Consider the following 16,087-nt stretch of genomic DNA (forward strand, 5'->3'; position numbering starts at 1 on the left):
GGTAGTTACATCTTCTCCCATTTGCCGCTGCGGACGACGAACATGTCGATGTCGATGGCCATGTTGGTCTGTCCGTTGGCATCGAACGACACGTCTCCCAGAATGCCGTCGTGGTGGATGTCACGAATGGCCTTGCTCAGCGCTTCCTTGTCGTCGAGGCCTTTTTCCTTGATGACCTGAAGCAGGATCTGCGTCGCCTCGTAGGCATATTTCGCATAGGAGCCGGCAGGATCGGGATAGGCCTTGGTTTCATAGGCCTTGTTGAACTCCTCGAGTTCGGGGTTCGACTGGACGGCCGGAGTTCCGGCGATGGTGCCCTCGGCGGCAGCTCCCGCGATCTCGATGAATTTCGGGTCGTAGATGCCTGAAATTCCGTACATCGGCAGATTGCCCATGCCGAGGTCGGCCATCTGGCTGCGCACCAGCGCTGCTTCGGTGACGACGCCGCCGAAATAGACCGCGTCGGGCGACGCTGCTTTCGCGGTAGTCAGCATGGCGCGGAAATCGGTCGTGCCGACAGCCGCGGCATCCGAAGAAACGACCTCGCCGCCGGCCGCCTTGAAGAAATCGCCGAACCATTTGGTGTTGGCCGCACCGTAGTCGGTGGTGTCGGAGATGATGGTGATCTTCTTGATCTTGCCTTGCTTGGCGATGGCTTCGGCCAGCGGCTTGTTCTCGTTGACCAGCGTCGGCGTCACGCGGGTCACGTTCGGGAAGTTCTGTTCGGTGATCTTCGGGCTGACCGCGCCCCAGACGATGAACGGCATCTGCGAGCGGTTGAAGACCGGGATCGTCGCCAGCGCGACCGAGCTGTTCCAATGCCCCGTTGCCGCGACCACCGCGGGATCGTTGACCAGCTTCTGCGCCGCCGAAACGCCGACGGCCGGATCGGAGGCGTCATCGAGCACGACGCCTTCCACCTGGTGCGGATAGCCGCTGGCATTGGCCTGCTCGATGGCGAGCAGGAAGCCGTTGCGGGCGCCGAGGCCCTGCTGGGCGTTGCCGCCGGAGAGCGGCCCGATGAAGCCGAGCTTGATCTGGTCGGCCTGCGCCTGGGCGGCGCCCAGGGCGATGGCAAACAGAGAGCCGGCCAGAATTGACGATACGCGGATAAGCGCACTGCGCCTGTTTTGCATGGTTCCACCTCAAACAGAATTATCTGCCGCCGTCGTAGCGACCCGGCCGATCGTGATCGTCGGCTGATCATCAGTGTACGGGCGCGTATTCAGTGACGAAATTCGGAAATTGTGACTCGTGAGTTCGGAGATTCGTTCTGTCCGCCCGGGATGGCGGTTGATACCTGTCGGCTTCAATCGAGAGACGGACCGCATGGCGGAACTGCTTGTCCAGCAACTGGTGAACTGGATAACCCTTGGCTGCATCTATGCCTTGCTGGCGATCGGATTCAGCCTGATCTTCGGTGTCCTGAACGTCATTCATTTCTCGCATGGCGATGTCGCGATGACGGCGCCGTTCATCACGCTGGCGCTTGCCCAGGCGTTGGCGACCGCTCTTGGCGCCTCGGGGCCCGCCTGGCTGGTGCTTGCGGTTCCGGTCGCCGTGCTCGCCGTCGGTTTGATCGGCGTCCTGCTCGACAAGGTGGTCATCAGGCGCTTCCGCGATGCGCCCGCCATGATGGCGCTGGTGGCGACGGTGGCGCTCGGCATCGTCATCCGCGAGCTGATCCGCCATCTCTATCCGCAGGGATCGAACCCGCACGCCTTTCCGCGCCTGGTGTCGGGCATGGCTTTCGAAATCTCCGGTGTTGCCATCAGCTGGTTCGCGCTGCTGGTTGTTGTGCTCACCGTCGCGCTGGTGGTCATGCTGTTTGTCTTCCTGCGCATGACGCCGCTCGGCCTGCGCATCCGGGCGGCCTCGGAGGACCGGGTCGTGGCGCGCATGATGGGCATCCGCGATGCACGCGTCTTCCGTGCGACATTCTTCATTGCCTCGGCTATCGGCGCCATCGCCGGACTTCTGTTCGCAAGCTATGCCGGCGTGACACGGTTCGACTTCGGCGTCATGGCCGGCCTGCTCGGCTTTTCAGCCGCGGTGATCGGCGGCCTCGGCTCGATGCCGGGCGCCATATTGGGCGGACTGATCATTGCCGGCATCGAAGTGCTGGCGCAGACATTCGTGCCGGACGGCGCTTCCTACCGGCTGGTCTTCGTCTTCCTGCTGGTCATCGCCGTGCTCATCTTCCGCCCCGCCGGCCTGCTTGGGCGCACCGTCATGGAGAAAGTCTAGCATGCAGGGTCGTGCTTCACCCGACGTGCCGGGCATAGCCGCGGCCACGGTCTTCGCCATCGCCTCGCAAATCATCGGGGCAGCGTTCCTGTACCTCATCCTCAGAGTCGACGGCGGCTGGCAGGTGGTCGGCCTGCTGGCCTTGCTCGGCCTCGGTTTCTATCTGCTGGAGAGGCTGCCGTGGATCGCCGACTATGCGTTGGCGAGCTTTGCCCGGGTTCCGCTCGTGGCGATGATCACTGCGGCGGTCATCGTCCTGGCCTTTCCGTTCTTCGTCGGTTCGAACACCTATATCCTTCATCTGCTGATCGTCGCCGAGCTCTATGCCGTGCTGGCGCTGGCGCTCAATTTCCAGCTCGGCAGCGCCAACATCCCGAACTTCGCCACCGGCGCTTCCTACGGCATCGGCGCCTACGTGTCGGCGCTGCTGGCGATCAATTTCGGCGTCAGCTTCTGGCTGACGCTGCCGGTCGCGGCGCTGGCCGCGACCCTGTTCGGTTTCATCATCGGCATCCCGTCGATGCGCACGCGCGACACTTATCTGGCGCTTGTCACCATCGCCTTCGGTGTCGTGGTCCAGCAATTGCTAAACAATTTCAGCTGGACCGGCGGACCGAACGGACTGGTCGGCATTCCGGCGCCCAGCCTGTTCGGCCATTCCTTTGCCGATCCGCTGGTGATCTTCGGCTGGAAGCTGCCGAGCCAGGCGAACTTCTATTATCTGTCGGCTGCATTGGTCGTGGTCGCCATCGTCACCGCGCACCGGCTGCACGGCTCGCGCATCGGGTTGGCCTGGAACGCGCTGCGCGCCGACGAGATCGCCGCCAAGGCGCAAGGCATCAATGTGGCGTGGTTCAAGGTGCTGGCCTTCGCGGTCGATGCCTTTCTCGCCGCTTTTGCCGGCACGATCTACGCCTTCTACGTGTCCTACATTTCTCCCGACAATTTCACCTTCCTGGTCTCCGTCACCATCATGACCATGGTCATCGTCGGCGGCATGGACAATATTTTCGGTGTCATCGTCGGTGCGTTCCTGCTGACCATCCTGCCGGAGAAATTGCGCGCGTTCGCCGACTACCGCCTGCTGTTCTTCGGCGTCGTCATCATCGGCTTCCTGATGATCCGGCCGCAAGGTCTGTTCCCGCAACGCATGCGGCGCTACGGAGGCGGGCTGTGAGCGCGCTTCTCAAGGTCGAGGATTTGACGATGCGCTTCGGCGGCCTGGTCGCGCTCAACGATGTCAGCCTGTCGATCGACAAGGGCGCGGTGCTCGCCGTCATCGGCCCGAACGGCGCCGGCAAGTCGACGCTGTTCAATGTCGTGACCGGCGTCTATCGGCCAACCTCCGGTCGCGTGACCTTCGACGGCGCCGAGATCACCGGCCGCCCGTCCTACGAAGTTGTCGACCGCGGCATCGCCCGCACATTCCAGTCGTCGCGTCTGTTCTCCGACCTCAGCGTCCTCGACAACGTGATCATCGGCATGCACACCCGCACCAGGACCGGCGTGCTGACCGCGCTGTTTCGGCCCGGCGCGTCGCGCCGTGAGATGGCGGCCTGCGTGGAAAAGGCCGAAACCCTGCTCAAGCTCGGCTCCGGCGACCTGTTCGAACAACGCTACCGGCCAGCGGGCACGCTGGCCCAAGCCGACAGGCGGCGGCTGGAAATTGCCCGCGCGCTCGCATCACAGCCCAAGCTCTTGCTGCTCGACGAACCTTCGGTCGGCATGGACGACACGGAAACCGACGCACTGGTGGCCGACATCACGCGGCTGCGCGTACAAAACCCTGCTCTGTCGGTGATCCTGATCGAGCACGACATGCGGGTGGTCGAAGCGTTCCCGCAGCATGTCACCTGCATCGACTATGGCAGCAAGATCGCCGAGGGCGACTTCGCGGCGGTGCGCGCTGACCCGCGCGTCCAGGAAGCCTATCTCGGGAAGGCGGTCGCCCATGCTTGAGCTCAGGGATGTCGATACTTCCTATGGCGCGGTGCCGATGCTGCGCGGCGTGGCGATGAGCGTGCGTCCCGGCGAACTGGTCTGCCTGCTGGGGCCGAACGGCGCCGGCAAGACGACAACCTTCATGACCGTCTGCGGCGTCGTGCGGGCGCAGCGCGGCAAGGTCGAGGTGATGGGCAGGGACATGGCGACGCTCGGCACGGAAAACCTCGCGTCGCTCGGCGTCGGCCTTGTTCCCGAAGGGCGCCGACTGTTCCCCGGCCTGACCGTGATGGAGAATTTGCGCCTGGGCTATGATGCGGTGTCGGGCAGGGGACCCAATTTCGCGGTGCAACTGGACAAGATGTGCAAGCTGTTTCCGCGCATCCATGAGCGTTTGCGCCAAGTCGCCGGCACGCTGTCCGGCGGCGAACAGGCGATGGTGGCGCTGGCGCGCGCCCTGATCGGCGAACCCAGACTGGTGATCATGGACGAGCCGTCGCTCGGTCTCTCGCCAAAACTCATCGGCGAGTATTTCGAGATTACAAGGGAGATCCATCGCCAAGGCACGACTATCCTGTTGATCGAACAGAATGCCGAAATGGGGCTGGGCATCGCCGATCGCGGCTATGTGCTGGTCAAGGGTAAGGTCGCCCAGGAAGGGCCGGCAAAGGAGTTGCTCTCGTCCAAGGCGGCCAGAAGCCTTTATCTCTGAGCCGTCCGTTTCTTCTGACTCAACAGGGATGATCCACGCCCGCGCTCCACATCTTCGACCATGCTTCCCGGCATTTAGGGACAAGCTAACCACTGCCACATGAAATCATAATTTTCGCTGCCCGGTGCCTCCAGTAAACCAACGATCAGATCTCCGCCGCATGCGCAGACACTCCCGGGGAGAGCCAGAAAGGGCCGCTGAAATGCCAGTCGAAACGGTAGACACGCTTGTTGTTGGCGGCGGCCAGGCGGGGCTGGCCATGAGCGAGCATCTGAGCAAGTGCGGGGTGCCGCATCTCGTGCTCGAGCGGAGCCGCATTGCCGAACGCTGGCGCTCCGAAAGATGGGACTCCCTGGTTGCCAATGGTCCCGCCTGGCATGATCGTTTTCCCGGCATGGAATTTCCGGATGCCGGTCCCGACGCCTTTGTCGGCAAGGAGAAGGTTGCCGACTATTTTGTCGCTTACGCCGACATGATCGCTGCCCCCATCCGCTGCGGCGTGGAGGTCAGGAGCGTGGAAAGGCTTGTCGGCCGTCCCGGCTTCCGGGTCGAAACCTCGGATGGCGTGATCGAGGCCAGGAGCGTGGTTGCCGCTACCGGGGCTTTCCAGCATCCGGTCATTCCGGCGGTTGTCCCCGGGGATGCCGGAGCGATGCAGATACATTCCAGCGCCTATCGCAATCCGGATCAGATGCCCGAAGGGGCGGTTCTGGTGGTCGGCTCAGGATCTTCAGGAGTGCAGATCGCCGACGAACTCCATCGCGCGGGAAGGCGCGTCTATCTCTCTGTCGGTCCGCATGATCGGCCGCCGCGGGCCTATCGCGAGCGTGACTTCTGTTGGTGGCTGGGGGTTCTGGGCAAGTGGGACGCCCAGGCGCCGGCGCCCGGCACGGAACATGTCACCATCGCGGTCAGCGGCGCGCGCGGCGGCCAGACGATCGACTTCCGGCGTCTTGCCGCGCAAGGGATGACGCTGGTTGGCCGGACGGAATCCTACAAGGAAGGGGTCATGACCTTCGCTCCGGATCTGGCTAAAAATATCGCGCGCGGTGATGCGAACTACATGTCGGTGCTGGACGAGGCCGACGCCTATGTCGCTCGCAACGGCCTCGACCTTCCCGAGGAGCCCGCGGCCCGCGAGATCGGACCGGACCCGCAATGCATGACCGATCCCATGCTCGAGCTGAGCCTGGCGGAAGCCGGGATAGGTTCGATCATCTGGGCAACGGGATTCACCGTCGATTACAACTGGCTGAAGGTCGATGTGTTTGACGAAAAGGGCAAGCCGAAGCATCAGCGCGGCGTGTCGACCGAGCCAGGGATCTATTTCCTGGGACTGCCGTGGCAATCGCGGCGGGGATCGAGCTTCATCTGGGGCGTCTGGCACGACGCCCAGCATGTGGCGGACCATATCTCCACGCAGCGCAAGTACCTGGCCTATCATGCGTCCGCAAAGCGCGAGACCAGGGTAGCATAGCAACGGCACCTGAAACGGACGCCCTACCTCGAGCCTGATCTGACGGAGACCAAGATGGCGCATACAAGAATTCGCAAGTTCAACACCAAGGACACCTATCCCGAGCAGAAGCTCGACAATGATCTGTGCCAGGCGGTCGTTACGCGGGGCGGCAGGACCGTCTATCTGCGCGGCCAATGCCCGCAGGATCTCGACACGGCCAAGAATATCGAAAGCCATGATCCGGTCGAGCAGACGCACAAGGTCATGCAGAACATCCGCCAGCTGGTCGAGGAGTGCGGCGGCACCATGGAGCATTTGGTCAAGGTGGTGGTCTACGTCACCGATGTCCGCCATCGCGAGGCGGTCTACCGCACCATGGGCGAGTATATCAAAGGCGTGCATCCCGTCTCGACCGGCCTTGTCGTGCAGGCCCTGGCGCGGCCGGACTGGCTGGTCGAGATCGACGGCACCGCAGTTATCCCGGATGATCGCACTTCGATAATCCCGGATTAAAGTCATGACATTCTCCATCGTCGCGCGATGCAGCCACACCGGCATGTTCGGGGTCGCAGTGTCCTCCTCGTCGCCTGCTGTAGCGGCGCGCTGCGCCTATGCGCAGGCTGGTGCCGGCGCCATTGCCAGCCAGAACGTCACCGATCCGACGCTGGGGCTGCGAGGTCTCGAATTGTTGGCGCGCGGTGCGTCGGCCGCCGAGGCGGTTGCCATCCTGAAGCGCACCGGCGCTTATCCCGAATACCGGCAGGTGCTGGCTGTCGATGCCGCCGGAAAGACCGCGATCCATTCGGGTCCCAAGGCGCTTGGCATCTGGGCGGAGGCGCGTGCGGACAATGTCGCCTGCGGCGGCAACATGCTGGCCCATGACGGCGTGCCGCAAGCCATGGTCGACGCCTTCCTGGCGTCGGAAGGGCATCTGGGCGACCGCCTCATCGCGACCATGCGCGCCGCGCTGAAAGCGGGCGGCGAGGCTGGTCCTGTCCATTCCGCCGGCATGAAGCTGGTGCGCGAGGTTGCGTGGCCGGTCGCCGATTTGCGCTGTGACTGGACCGATGACTGCCCGATCGAGCAGCTGGCGACGCTGTGGGAACTCTACAAGCCGCAGCTCGATGCCTATGTGATCCGCGCCATAAACCCATCCGATGCGCCGAGCTACGGCGTGCCGGGCGACGAATAGTCAAGACAGGGTCACCTGCGATGAGCGAGCTCAGCCACAAGGACTGGATCGGCAAGGCGTCCGCGATCCGTTTTCGCGACAAGGCGTTCATCGACGGCAAGACGGTTGCGGCGCGTTCGGGCCGGACCTTCGCCAGCGTCAATCCGGCAACTGGCGAGGTGCTGGCCGAAGTGGCGTCCTGCGGTGAGGAAGACATCGATCTGGCGGTTGCCGCAGCGCGGCGCAGCTTCAACACCGGCGTCTGGTCGCGGACCAGCCCGGCGCACCGTAAGGAGGTTCTGCTGCGGCTGGCGCAATTGCTGCGCGAAAACCTGCATGAACTGGCCCTGCTGGAATCGCTCGACATGGGCAAACTGGTCAGGGATGCGGCCGCGGTCGACGTCCCCGGCTCGGCAGCGATCTTTCAATGGTATGGCGAGGCCATCGACAAGATCTATGGCGAAGTGGCGCCGGCCGGCGAAGGTGATCTGGTGCTGGTGCGGCGCGAACCGCTTGGCGTGGTCGGCGCGGTGGTGCCTTGGAATTTCCCGCTCGACATGGCGACGTGGAAATGCGCGCCGGCACTGGCGGCAGGCAATTCGGTGGTGCTCAAACCCGCCGAGCAGTCGCCTTTGTCGGCCCTGCTTCTGGCGGAACTGGCAATGGAAGCGGGCCTGCCTGCAGGCGTGCTCAATGTCGTGCCCGGCCTTGGCGAAACCGCCGGCCAGGCGCTTGGCCGCCATATGGATGTGGATTGCCTCGCCTTCACCGGTTCGACCGCCGTGGGTAAGATGTTCCTGCAGTATTCCGGCCAGTCGAACATGAAGCAGGTCTGGCTGGAGACCGGCGGCAAGAGCCCGAACCTCATCTTTGCCGATTGCGGCGATCTCGACGCGGCAGCCGACATGGCGGCTTTCGGCATCTTCTTCAACCAGGGCGAGGTCTGTTCCGCCAATTCACGCCTGCTCGTCCAGCGTGACATCAAGGATGCTCTGGTGGAGAAATTGGTGCAACGTGCGGCTGTCACGCAGCCCGGCGATCCGCTCGATCCGGCTTCGAAAATGGGCGCGATGGTCGATAGTCGCCACGCCGCCAACGTCATGCGCTTCGTCGAGGCCGGCAAGAAAACCGCGCGCCTGGTCGCGGGCGGCGACCTGGTCACGGTCAACGGGCGCGGCAGCTTTGTCCAGCCGACCATCTTCGACGATGTCGCGCCTGCCGATCCGATTGCCCGCGACGAGATCTTCGGGCCGGTGCTTTCGGTCATCGCCTTCGACGACGAGGCCGACGCGATCCGCATCGCCAATGACAGCCCTTATGGGCTGGCCGCATCGCTGTGGACCGACAGCCTGTCGCGCGCGCATCGTATCGCGGGCCGGCTGCATGCCGGCACGGTTTCCGTCAACACGGTCGACGCGCTGAGCCCGATGACGCCGTTCGGCGGTTTCAAGCAATCCGGCTTCGGCCGCGACCTGTCGCTGCATGCGCTCGACAAATACACCGCGCTCAAAACGACATGGATCAAGTACTGATGGGCGCCTAAAGCGCATCGCGATTGAACGGATTCAAGCGATGCGCTTTAGGCCTTTGCTTTATGCATGTCGTTTGCGCAAAACCGGGGCCACTTTTGCGCGACATGCATTAGGCTTGATCGAAGCCCTCAAACCGGCAACATAGCCAGCCATGCCGCTACGCTTCACGCTCAGACAGCTGGAATATTTCGTCGCCGTGGGCGAGGCCGGCTCCATCGCCAAGGCGGCCGAACAGGTCAATGTCTCGCCGCCGTCGATTTCGGCTTCCATCGCCCAACTGGAAACCGAGTTCGGCGTCCAGCTTTTTGTCCGCAAGCATTCGCACGGTCTCTCGCTCACGGCTGGTGGCCGCGTCTTCCTCAAGGAAGCCGCCCGGCTGCTCAACGACGCCGACGCCTTGCACGACGTCGCCGGCGACTTTGCCGAAAAGGTGCGTGGTCCGCTGGCGGTAGGATGCCTGCTGACCTTTGCGCAGATCGTCCTGCCGGCGCTGCGCATGCGGTTCGAGCGCGCCTACCCCGATGTGCGCGTGCGCCAGTTCGAGCGCAATCAGGGGCAATTGCTCGAGATGCTGCAGCGCGGTGAAATCGATCTTGCACTGACCTACGATCTCGAACTGTCGCAGGACATGACCTTCGAGCCGCTGATGCTGGTGCCGGCCTATGTCATGCTGCCGGCGGGGCATCGCTTCGCGGCAAAGGCGTCGATCACGACGGAGGAATTGGCCGATGAGCCGATGGTGCTGCTCGACCTGCCGTTCAGCCGCGAATATTTCCTTTCGGCATTCCACCAGCGCGGGATCCGCCCCAACATTGCCGAGCGCACCGGCGACATCGCCGTCATGCGTTCCATGGTGGCCAACGGCTTCGGCTACGGCATCGCCAATATGCGGCCGCTCAACACGCTGGCGCCGGACGGCAAGCCGCTGGTCTTCGTGCCGTTGGACGGCGATCTGCGGCCGCTGACCATGGGCGTCGCCTTGCCCAGTTCCGAACACCGCACGCAAACCGTCCAGGCGTTCATCGACCACTGCCGGCATTTCGTCGTCGAGCAGGGCGTGTTCGGCGCCGAGCGGGCTGTCGGCCAGGCAGCACTTCCACAGAAGTAGCCCCGGTTAAGCCAACTGCTGGTCGGCAAGCCGCTGCAGCAATTTTTCCAGCATGCCGTCGCAGCGGCGCATCTGCTCGACGCTGACGAACTCATCCGGCTTGTGTCCCTGCGCCATCGATCCCGGTCCGCACACGACCGTCGGCGTGCCGAGATCGCGGCTGAACAGGCCGCCCTCCGTACCGTAGGCAACCTTGATGGTGTTGTTGGCGCCGGTCAGCGATTTGATGAAAGCGACGGCTTGCGAACTGGCCGGCGTGTTCAGGCCGGGATAGGTGTTGGTGATGTCTATGTCGATCGCCGCCTCGGGGGCGGTGGCCGAGGCTTCGGATGCAATAAGAGCAGCCTCCTTGCGCAGACGGTCGAGAATCTCGTGCGGATCGTCGGCCGCGACATTGCGGATCTCGAAGTCGACCTGGCAGAGGTTCGGCACGATGTTCAGCGCCATGCCGGCGTTGATCTTGCCGACATGGACGGTCGTGTAGGCAATGTCGTAGTCGCCGTCGCGGGCGCCATCGCGCACCAGCCGATCCTGCTCGCGGCGCAAGGCGGCGACGAAGTCGCAGCCGAGATGGATGGCGTTGAGCGCCAGCGGGGCGAGCGCCGAATGGCCCTCGCGTCCCCTGCAGATGGCGCGTGCGGCCAGCTTGCCCTTGTGACCCGTCGCCACCTGCATGTCGGTGGGCTCGCCGACGATGCACAGCAAGGGCCGCTGCGGGGCTGCTTGCAGCATGTCGATCAGGCTGCGCACACCAATGCAGCCGATCTCCTCGTCGTAGGAGAGTGCCAAATGCAGCGGCGTGCGCAGCGTCATTTTCGAGGCTTTAAGGCACGCCGCGAGCGCGCAGGCCACAAAACCCTTCATGTCGGCTGTGCCACGTCCGTAAAGCTTGCCGTCTCGGCTCGTCATCTCGAAGGGCGGCAGCGTCCAGGCTTGGCCGTCGACGGGGACGACGTCGGTGTGACCGGACAGCATGATGCCGGAAGCGTCGGCCGGTCCGATGGTGGCAAAGAGGTTGGCCTTGTGGCCGTCCTCGCTGTGGATGATCTGGCTGGCAATGCCATGCGCGTCCAGCAGCTCCGCCACGTAGCCGACGAGGGCGAGGTTCGAATCGCGGCTCACCGTCGGGAACGCGATCAGTTTTTCAAGGATCTGGATGCTGTCCATGCGTTTATGTCTCATTGGGCGTGCGCGCTATCTACATCGCGCGGCGGCGGCCTTGAAGTCGCATTTGGCTCAGCCGGGATTCAGCGGATGCTAATCCAGGCAGTGCTGATCGATTAGGCGCGTCCTAACCGGCACAGAAGAAATCTGTTGTTTCCCGGCGCTTGTCGCAATTTATGAATGGTCTCACGGCATCAACCCACTGGGCTGGCCGGCTTGCACCTTCTCGAAACCATGATCGGGCATGTGCAAGGCGACGCTGGCAGGAAGGCACGTTCCATGCGCGATCCGCGCTACGACATTCTGTTCGAGCCCGTGAAGATCGGTCCGGTGACCGCCAAGAACCGCTTCTACCAGGTTCCGCATTGCAATGGCGGCGGCTACCGCGACCCTTCGGCCGCAGCCGAGATGCGCCGCATCAAGTCGGAAGGCGGCTGGGGCGTCATCTTCACCGAGCAGACCGAGATGCACCATACTTCGGAGATCACGCCCTTCATCGAGCTCAGGCTGTGGGACGATGCCGATATCCCGGCACTGGCGAAGATGGCCAAGGCCATGCATCAGCATGGCGCGCTGGCCGGTATCCAGCTGGCCTATTCAGGCATCAACGGTCCCAACCTCTACACCAAGGAAGTGCCGCGCGGGCCGTCGGCCTTGCCGATCCGGACCTTCACCAACGATCCGGTTCAGGCGCGCGCCATGGACAAGCAGGATATACGCGACCTGCGCCGCTGGCACCGCAATGCATTCAAGCGTGCCAGGCTTGCGGGCTTCGACCTGGTCTGCCTCTACGGCGCGCATGGCTTCGGCATCATCCAGCACTTCCTGTCCACCGCCACCAACCAGCGCAGCGACGAATATGGCGGCTCGCTGGAAAACCGCTCGCGGTTGATGCGTGAGCTGATCGAAGAGGGCAGGGATGCCATCGGCGACACGTGCGGCCTGACGCTGCGACTGTCGCTGGACGAGATGATCGGCGAGCTTGGCTTCGCCAACTCCGAAGTGCGCGACATGATCGAGATGCACGCCGACCTGCCAGACCTCTGGGACCTGGCGCATGGCGCGTGGGAGGAGTGTTCGGGGCCGTCGCGGTTCAAGGAGGAGGGCGCGCAGGAGAACCTGGTGTCCGGCATCAAGACGCTGACCTCCAAGCCGGTCGTCGGTGTCGGCCGCTTCACCTCGCCGGATGTGATGGTGAAGATGATCAAGTCCGGTACGCTCGATTTCATCGGTTGCGCGCGCCCGTCGATCGCCGATCCCTTCCTGCCGAAGAAGGTGGAGCAGGGTCGGATCGAGGACATTCGCGAATGCATCGGCTGCAACATCTGCATCACCGGCGACATGACCATGTCGATCTCGCGCTGCACGCAGAACCCGACCTTCATGGAAGAGTGGCGCAAGGGCTGGCATCCCGAACGCATGCAGGCCAAGGGCGACAGCGACAGCGTGCTGATCGTCGGCGCCGGCCCGACCGGGCTGGAGGCGGCGCGTGCGCTCGGCCTGCGCGGCTATCAGGTGGCCATCGCCGAAGCCGGCACCGAACTCGGCGGCCGCGTGGCGCGCGAATGCCGCTTGCCCGGTCTCTCGGCATGGGGACGCGTGCGCGACTACCGCCAGTACCAGATCAGCCAGATGTCCAATGTCGACGTCTATTTCGAAAGCCGATTGTCGGCGCAGGAGATACTGGACTTCGGCTTTCAGAACATTGCGCTTGCCACCGGATCGACATGGCGCCGTGACGGCGTGGCGCGCGCGCATGTCGTGCCGATGCCGGCGGACCCGGCCATGCCGGTCTATACGCCGGACGATCTGATGGGCGGCAATGTGCCGACCGGCACTGTCGTGCTGTTCGATGACGATCACTATTACATGGGCGGCGTTCTGGCCGAGCTGATGGCGCGCCAGGGCGCGAAGGTGACGCTGGTGACACCGTCGGCCTATGTGTCCGACTGGACCCGCAACACGCTGGAGCAGGGCGCCATCCACCGCCGGCTGGCCGAACTCGGCGTCGATATCGTGCTGAATCGGACTGTGACCCGCATCGTGGCGGGTGGGGTTGCCACTGCGTGTGCCTATACGGGCAACCAACGCGACATCGCCGCGGACGCCGTCGTGCTGGTGACGTCGCGCCAACAGGACGATGGCGTCTGGTGCGAGCTGAAGGCGCGGAGGGATGAATGGGCCGATAGCGGCATCCGCTCGATCAAAATCATCGGCGATGCCGAGGCGCCGGGTCCGATCGCCTGGGCAACCTACGCCGGCCACCGCTTCGCCCGCGAGCTGGACAAAGCTGATATTGGCGACGCACTGCCCTTCCGCCGCGAGGTCACGGCGCTGGCGGCGGATTAGGCGCCTGCGGCGCGGTTAGCGAATCTCGGGTTGTTCAACCATACCGCATTGCACAATTCCTTCGCTTGGTCACAATGCAGGTATGGTTCGAACCGCACTCGCCGTCCTGGTGATCGACGAAAACCGCATCCGCGCCGCGATCATCGAGGCGGGGTTGCGCGAGGCCGGCCATGAGCGGGTCACCGTCATCCATGATGTGACCGGCATTGCGCGGCGGATCGCCGAGATCGAGCCCGATGTCATCGTCATCGATCTCGAAAACCCGAATCGCGACATGCTGGAAAACATGTTCCAGCTTTCGCGTGCCGTAAAACGGCCGATCGCCATGTTCGTCGACCGCTCGGACCAGGCCTCGATCGAGGCGGCGGTCGATGCCGGCGTTTCGGCCTATGTCGTCGACGGTCTGCGGCAAGAGCGCGTCAAACCGATTCTCGACATGGCGGTCAGCCGCTTCAACGCTTTTTCGCGCATGGCGCGCGAACTGGAAGAGGTTCGCGGCGAGCTCGAGAGCCGTAAGGTGATCGATCGTGCCAAGGGCATATTGATGAAGTCGCGCGGCCTCTCCGAAGAGGCCGCCTACACGCTGCTGCGCAAGACGGCGATGAACCAGAACCGCAAGATCGGCGACATCGCCCAGAGCCTGGTGACTGCCGCCGGGTTGCTGGGACCGGCGGAGGACGAATGAGCATGGACGCCGCGCACCAGATCACCGCTGGCTTCATGCCGCTTTTCGACAGCGCCGTGCTGGTCGCGGCCGGTGAGCTTGGCTTTGCCGCACGGGAAGGCATCGACCTGACCCTGCACCGCGAGACGTCCTGGGCTAACATCCGCGACCGTATCGCCATCGGTCACTTCCATCTGGCGCATATGCTGGGACCGATGCCGCTCGCCTGCAATCTCGGGCTGACGCCGCTCGCTTCGGAAACCATCGTGCCGTTCTCGCTCGGACTCGGAGGCAATTGCGTCACCGTCTCCAACACTGTGTGGGCCGGAATGGTGGCGCACAGCGCCGAAGCCGATCTCGACCCCGCGCGCGCCGGTGCGGCGCTGCGGGCGCTCATTCGCGAGCGCGCTGCGACCGGTGGCGACCCGCTGCGCTTCGCCGTGGTGCATCCGCATTCCGGGCACAATTACGAATTGCGCTATTGGCTCGCCGCCTGCGGCATCGATCCGACGCGCGAAATCGAGATCGTCATCGTGCCGCCGCCCTTCATGGCCGATGCACTGGCCGCCGGCCGCATCGACGGCTACTGCGTAGGCGAACCCTGGAACAGTGCTGCGGTTGCCGCCGGCACCGGGCATATCGTCACCGTCAAGGCGCGGATATGGCGTAACAGCCCGGAGAAGGTGATCGGCGTGCGCAAGGCCTGGGCAGACGAAAACCCCGAGGCCTTGGCGGCGCTGCTGCGCGCGCTGCATCACTCGGCACGCTGGTGCCAGGATCCGGCCAACCATGGCGAATTGGCTGCCGTCATGGCGCAGGCCGGCTTTCTCGGCCTGCCGCCGGCCGTGCAGATGCCGATCCTGACCGGCCATCTCCGACTGGGCGGCGGCGCGGAGCGGAGCATCGACGACTTCTTCCTCCCCTTCGACAAGGCGGCGAACTTTCCGTGGAAGAGCCATGCGCTGTGGTTCTACACGCAGATGGTGCGTTGGGGGCATGTGGCGCATACGCCTGAAAACCTCGCCATCGCGCGGGATTGCTATCGTCCCGATCTCTATCGTTCGGCGCTGAAGCCGCTCGGCATCGCACTTCCCGGCGCCAATTCGAAGGTCGAGGGCGCGCTTCGCCTGGCCACCGCGGTCGGCGCGACAGGCGCCGGCCTTGTGCTCGGTCCGGACGGTTTCTTCGACGGCCAGATCTTCGATCCGGACGAGGTCGACGCGTACATTACCGGCCAGAAATCGGCTCGCGCGGAAGCCTGATCATTTCCACGTCATTCTTGTGCATTGCACAAAAATTGTGCGCGCGATTGCCCGAATGAGCAATCTTTGGCCTTCCGGCCATAGGACCCGGTGCGTCCGCGATCGGCGCGGGTTGCTGATTTAATTGATCTTTTTCCCCTCTCTCAAAACTGGCACGGTTCCTGCTTTGAAATAGACAGGCCCTTCGCGGGTCACGGAACAGGCGCCCAATGGCGGGCGCCACAGGCAAAGCTGCCGCTCAGGTTAATGCGCGCTCCCGGTCACCCGGACGCGAAGACCTGGCTGGCGGCTTTTTTGTTTTGATCAACACGCAATCGACGACGCGGATCCCAAGCCGCGCCCAACCGGAGACGACGATGACGAAACGGATCAGGACTGGAACGACCCTCAAAGACATGACGCGCCGTGATTTTCTTGTCAGCAGTGCGATGACGGCGGGGCTGTTCGTGGCGGCCCGCAAGCTCTTCCCTTCCGGCGC

General features: G+C 63.8%; 15 protein-coding genes. 13 read left to right on the forward strand and 2 right to left on the reverse strand.

All coding sequences use genetic code 11. The annotated features are described in order from the left end of the window. Positions 1-5 precede the first annotated feature (5 nt). The gene (locus EOA13_RS10925) at positions 6-1,136 is read right to left on the reverse strand and encodes a branched-chain amino acid ABC transporter substrate-binding protein (RefSeq protein WP_127292331.1); all 1,131 of its coding nucleotides are present in this window, start codon (positions 1,134-1,136) and stop codon (positions 6-8) included. A gap of 193 nt (positions 1,137-1,329) precedes the next feature. Between EOA13_RS10925 and EOA13_RS10930 the strand changes: the two genes are divergently transcribed. The 9 genes from EOA13_RS10930 to EOA13_RS10970 all read left to right on the forward strand — a co-directional run bounded on the left by EOA13_RS10930 (position 1,330) and on the right by EOA13_RS10970 (position 10,170). Further along, on the forward strand, positions 1,330-2,247 hold the full coding sequence (locus EOA13_RS10930; RefSeq protein WP_127292333.1) for a branched-chain amino acid ABC transporter permease: 918 nt from the start codon (positions 1,330-1,332) through the stop codon (positions 2,245-2,247). Between the two features lies 1 nt (position 2,248). Continuing rightward, a complete protein-coding gene (locus EOA13_RS10935; protein WP_127292336.1) occupies positions 2,249-3,424 on the forward strand; it encodes a branched-chain amino acid ABC transporter permease in 1,176 nt (391 codons plus the stop codon). Continuing rightward, positions 3,421-4,206, forward strand: a complete 786-nt coding sequence (locus EOA13_RS10940; protein WP_245490349.1) for an ABC transporter ATP-binding protein — start codon at positions 3,421-3,423, stop codon at positions 4,204-4,206. Before EOA13_RS10935 ends, EOA13_RS10940 begins: the two co-directional genes overlap by 4 nt. Continuing rightward, entirely contained in the window at positions 4,199-4,900 is a 702-nt protein-coding gene (locus tag EOA13_RS10945; protein ID WP_127292339.1) for an ABC transporter ATP-binding protein, read from the forward strand. Before EOA13_RS10940 ends, EOA13_RS10945 begins: the two co-directional genes overlap by 8 nt. Before the next feature lie 202 nt (positions 4,901-5,102). Beyond that, a complete protein-coding gene (locus tag EOA13_RS10950) occupies positions 5,103-6,377 on the forward strand; it encodes an NAD(P)/FAD-dependent oxidoreductase (protein WP_127292341.1) in 1,275 nt (424 codons plus the stop codon). A 54-nt stretch (positions 6,378-6,431) separates the two neighbouring features. Then, positions 6,432-6,872 carry a RidA family protein gene (locus EOA13_RS10955; protein WP_127292344.1) on the forward strand — a complete coding sequence of 147 codons (441 nt, stop codon included), beginning with the start codon at positions 6,432-6,434 and terminating at the stop codon, positions 6,870-6,872. Between the two features lie 4 nt (positions 6,873-6,876). Beyond that, positions 6,877-7,551 (forward strand): DUF1028 domain-containing protein, encoded by a 675-nt coding sequence (locus EOA13_RS10960; RefSeq protein ID WP_127292347.1) that lies wholly within the window; start codon positions 6,877-6,879, stop codon positions 7,549-7,551. A 20-nt stretch (positions 7,552-7,571) separates the two neighbouring features. Then, a complete protein-coding gene (locus EOA13_RS10965) occupies positions 7,572-9,062 on the forward strand; it encodes an aldehyde dehydrogenase (RefSeq protein WP_127292350.1) in 1,491 nt (496 codons plus the stop codon). 151 nt (positions 9,063-9,213) lie between these two features. After that, positions 9,214-10,170: a LysR family transcriptional regulator gene (locus EOA13_RS10970; protein ID WP_023809423.1), complete on the forward strand. Its 957-nt coding sequence runs from the start codon at positions 9,214-9,216 to the stop codon at positions 10,168-10,170. Positions 10,171-10,176: 6 nt separating this feature from the next. On the opposite strand, the gene argE is transcribed toward EOA13_RS10970, so the two are convergent. Beyond that, complete coding sequence (gene argE, locus EOA13_RS10975; RefSeq protein WP_127292353.1) at positions 10,177-11,337, reverse strand: acetylornithine deacetylase; 1,161 nt, start codon at positions 11,335-11,337, stop codon at positions 10,177-10,179. Between the two features lie 276 nt (positions 11,338-11,613). Between argE and EOA13_RS10980 the strand changes: the two genes are divergently transcribed. The 4 genes from EOA13_RS10980 to EOA13_RS38620 all read left to right on the forward strand — a co-directional run. Continuing rightward, positions 11,614-13,683 carry an NAD(P)-binding protein gene (locus EOA13_RS10980; RefSeq protein ID WP_127292356.1) on the forward strand — a complete coding sequence of 690 codons (2,070 nt, stop codon included), beginning with the start codon at positions 11,614-11,616 and terminating at the stop codon, positions 13,681-13,683. 82 nt (positions 13,684-13,765) lie between these two features. Continuing rightward, entirely contained in the window at positions 13,766-14,368 is a 603-nt protein-coding gene (locus EOA13_RS10985) for an ANTAR domain-containing response regulator (RefSeq protein WP_013530455.1), read from the forward strand. A gap of 2 nt (positions 14,369-14,370) precedes the next feature. Beyond that, positions 14,371-15,609, forward strand: a complete 1,239-nt coding sequence (locus EOA13_RS10990; RefSeq protein WP_164780049.1) for a CmpA/NrtA family ABC transporter substrate-binding protein — start codon at positions 14,371-14,373, stop codon at positions 15,607-15,609. Between the two features lie 209 nt (positions 15,610-15,818). Beyond that, positions 15,819-16,087, forward strand: a 269-nt coding sequence (locus EOA13_RS38620) for a twin-arginine translocation signal domain-containing protein (protein ID WP_245490350.1), incomplete at its 3' end; no start/stop codon positions are given.

It is taken from the genome of Mesorhizobium sp. M7A.F.Ca.US.011.01.1.1 (assembly GCF_003998295.1).
Classification (GTDB): domain Bacteria; phylum Pseudomonadota; class Alphaproteobacteria; order Rhizobiales; family Rhizobiaceae; genus Mesorhizobium.

What these genes read in the sequence shown, in the direction of transcription:
- EOA13_RS10925 (WP_127292331.1), bottom strand. Translation starts at nt 1,136, where the DNA reads ATGCAAAACAGGCGCAGTGCGCTTATCCGCGTATCGTCAATTCTGGCC.
- EOA13_RS10930 (WP_127292333.1), top strand. Translation starts at nt 1,330, where the DNA reads ATGGCGGAACTGCTTGTCCAGCAACTGGTGAACTGGATAACCCTTGGC.
- EOA13_RS10935 (WP_127292336.1), top strand. Translation starts at nt 2,249, where the DNA reads ATGCAGGGTCGTGCTTCACCCGACGTGCCGGGCATAGCCGCGGCCACG.
- EOA13_RS10945 (WP_127292339.1), top strand. Translation starts at nt 4,199, where the DNA reads ATGCTTGAGCTCAGGGATGTCGATACTTCCTATGGCGCGGTGCCGATG.
- EOA13_RS10950 (WP_127292341.1), top strand. Translation starts at nt 5,103, where the DNA reads ATGCCAGTCGAAACGGTAGACACGCTTGTTGTTGGCGGCGGCCAGGCG.
- EOA13_RS10955 (WP_127292344.1), top strand. Translation starts at nt 6,432, where the DNA reads ATGGCGCATACAAGAATTCGCAAGTTCAACACCAAGGACACCTATCCC.
- EOA13_RS10960 (WP_127292347.1), top strand. Translation starts at nt 6,877, where the DNA reads ATGACATTCTCCATCGTCGCGCGATGCAGCCACACCGGCATGTTCGGG.
- EOA13_RS10965 (WP_127292350.1), top strand. Translation starts at nt 7,572, where the DNA reads ATGAGCGAGCTCAGCCACAAGGACTGGATCGGCAAGGCGTCCGCGATC.
- EOA13_RS10970 (WP_023809423.1), top strand. Translation starts at nt 9,214, where the DNA reads ATGCCGCTACGCTTCACGCTCAGACAGCTGGAATATTTCGTCGCCGTG.
- argE (WP_127292353.1), bottom strand. Translation starts at nt 11,337, where the DNA reads ATGGACAGCATCCAGATCCTTGAAAAACTGATCGCGTTCCCGACGGTG.
- EOA13_RS10980 (WP_127292356.1), top strand. Translation starts at nt 11,614, where the DNA reads ATGCGCGATCCGCGCTACGACATTCTGTTCGAGCCCGTGAAGATCGGT.
- EOA13_RS10985 (WP_013530455.1), top strand. Translation starts at nt 13,766, where the DNA reads ATGGTTCGAACCGCACTCGCCGTCCTGGTGATCGACGAAAACCGCATC.
- EOA13_RS10990 (WP_164780049.1), top strand. Translation starts at nt 14,371, where the DNA reads ATGGACGCCGCGCACCAGATCACCGCTGGCTTCATGCCGCTTTTCGAC.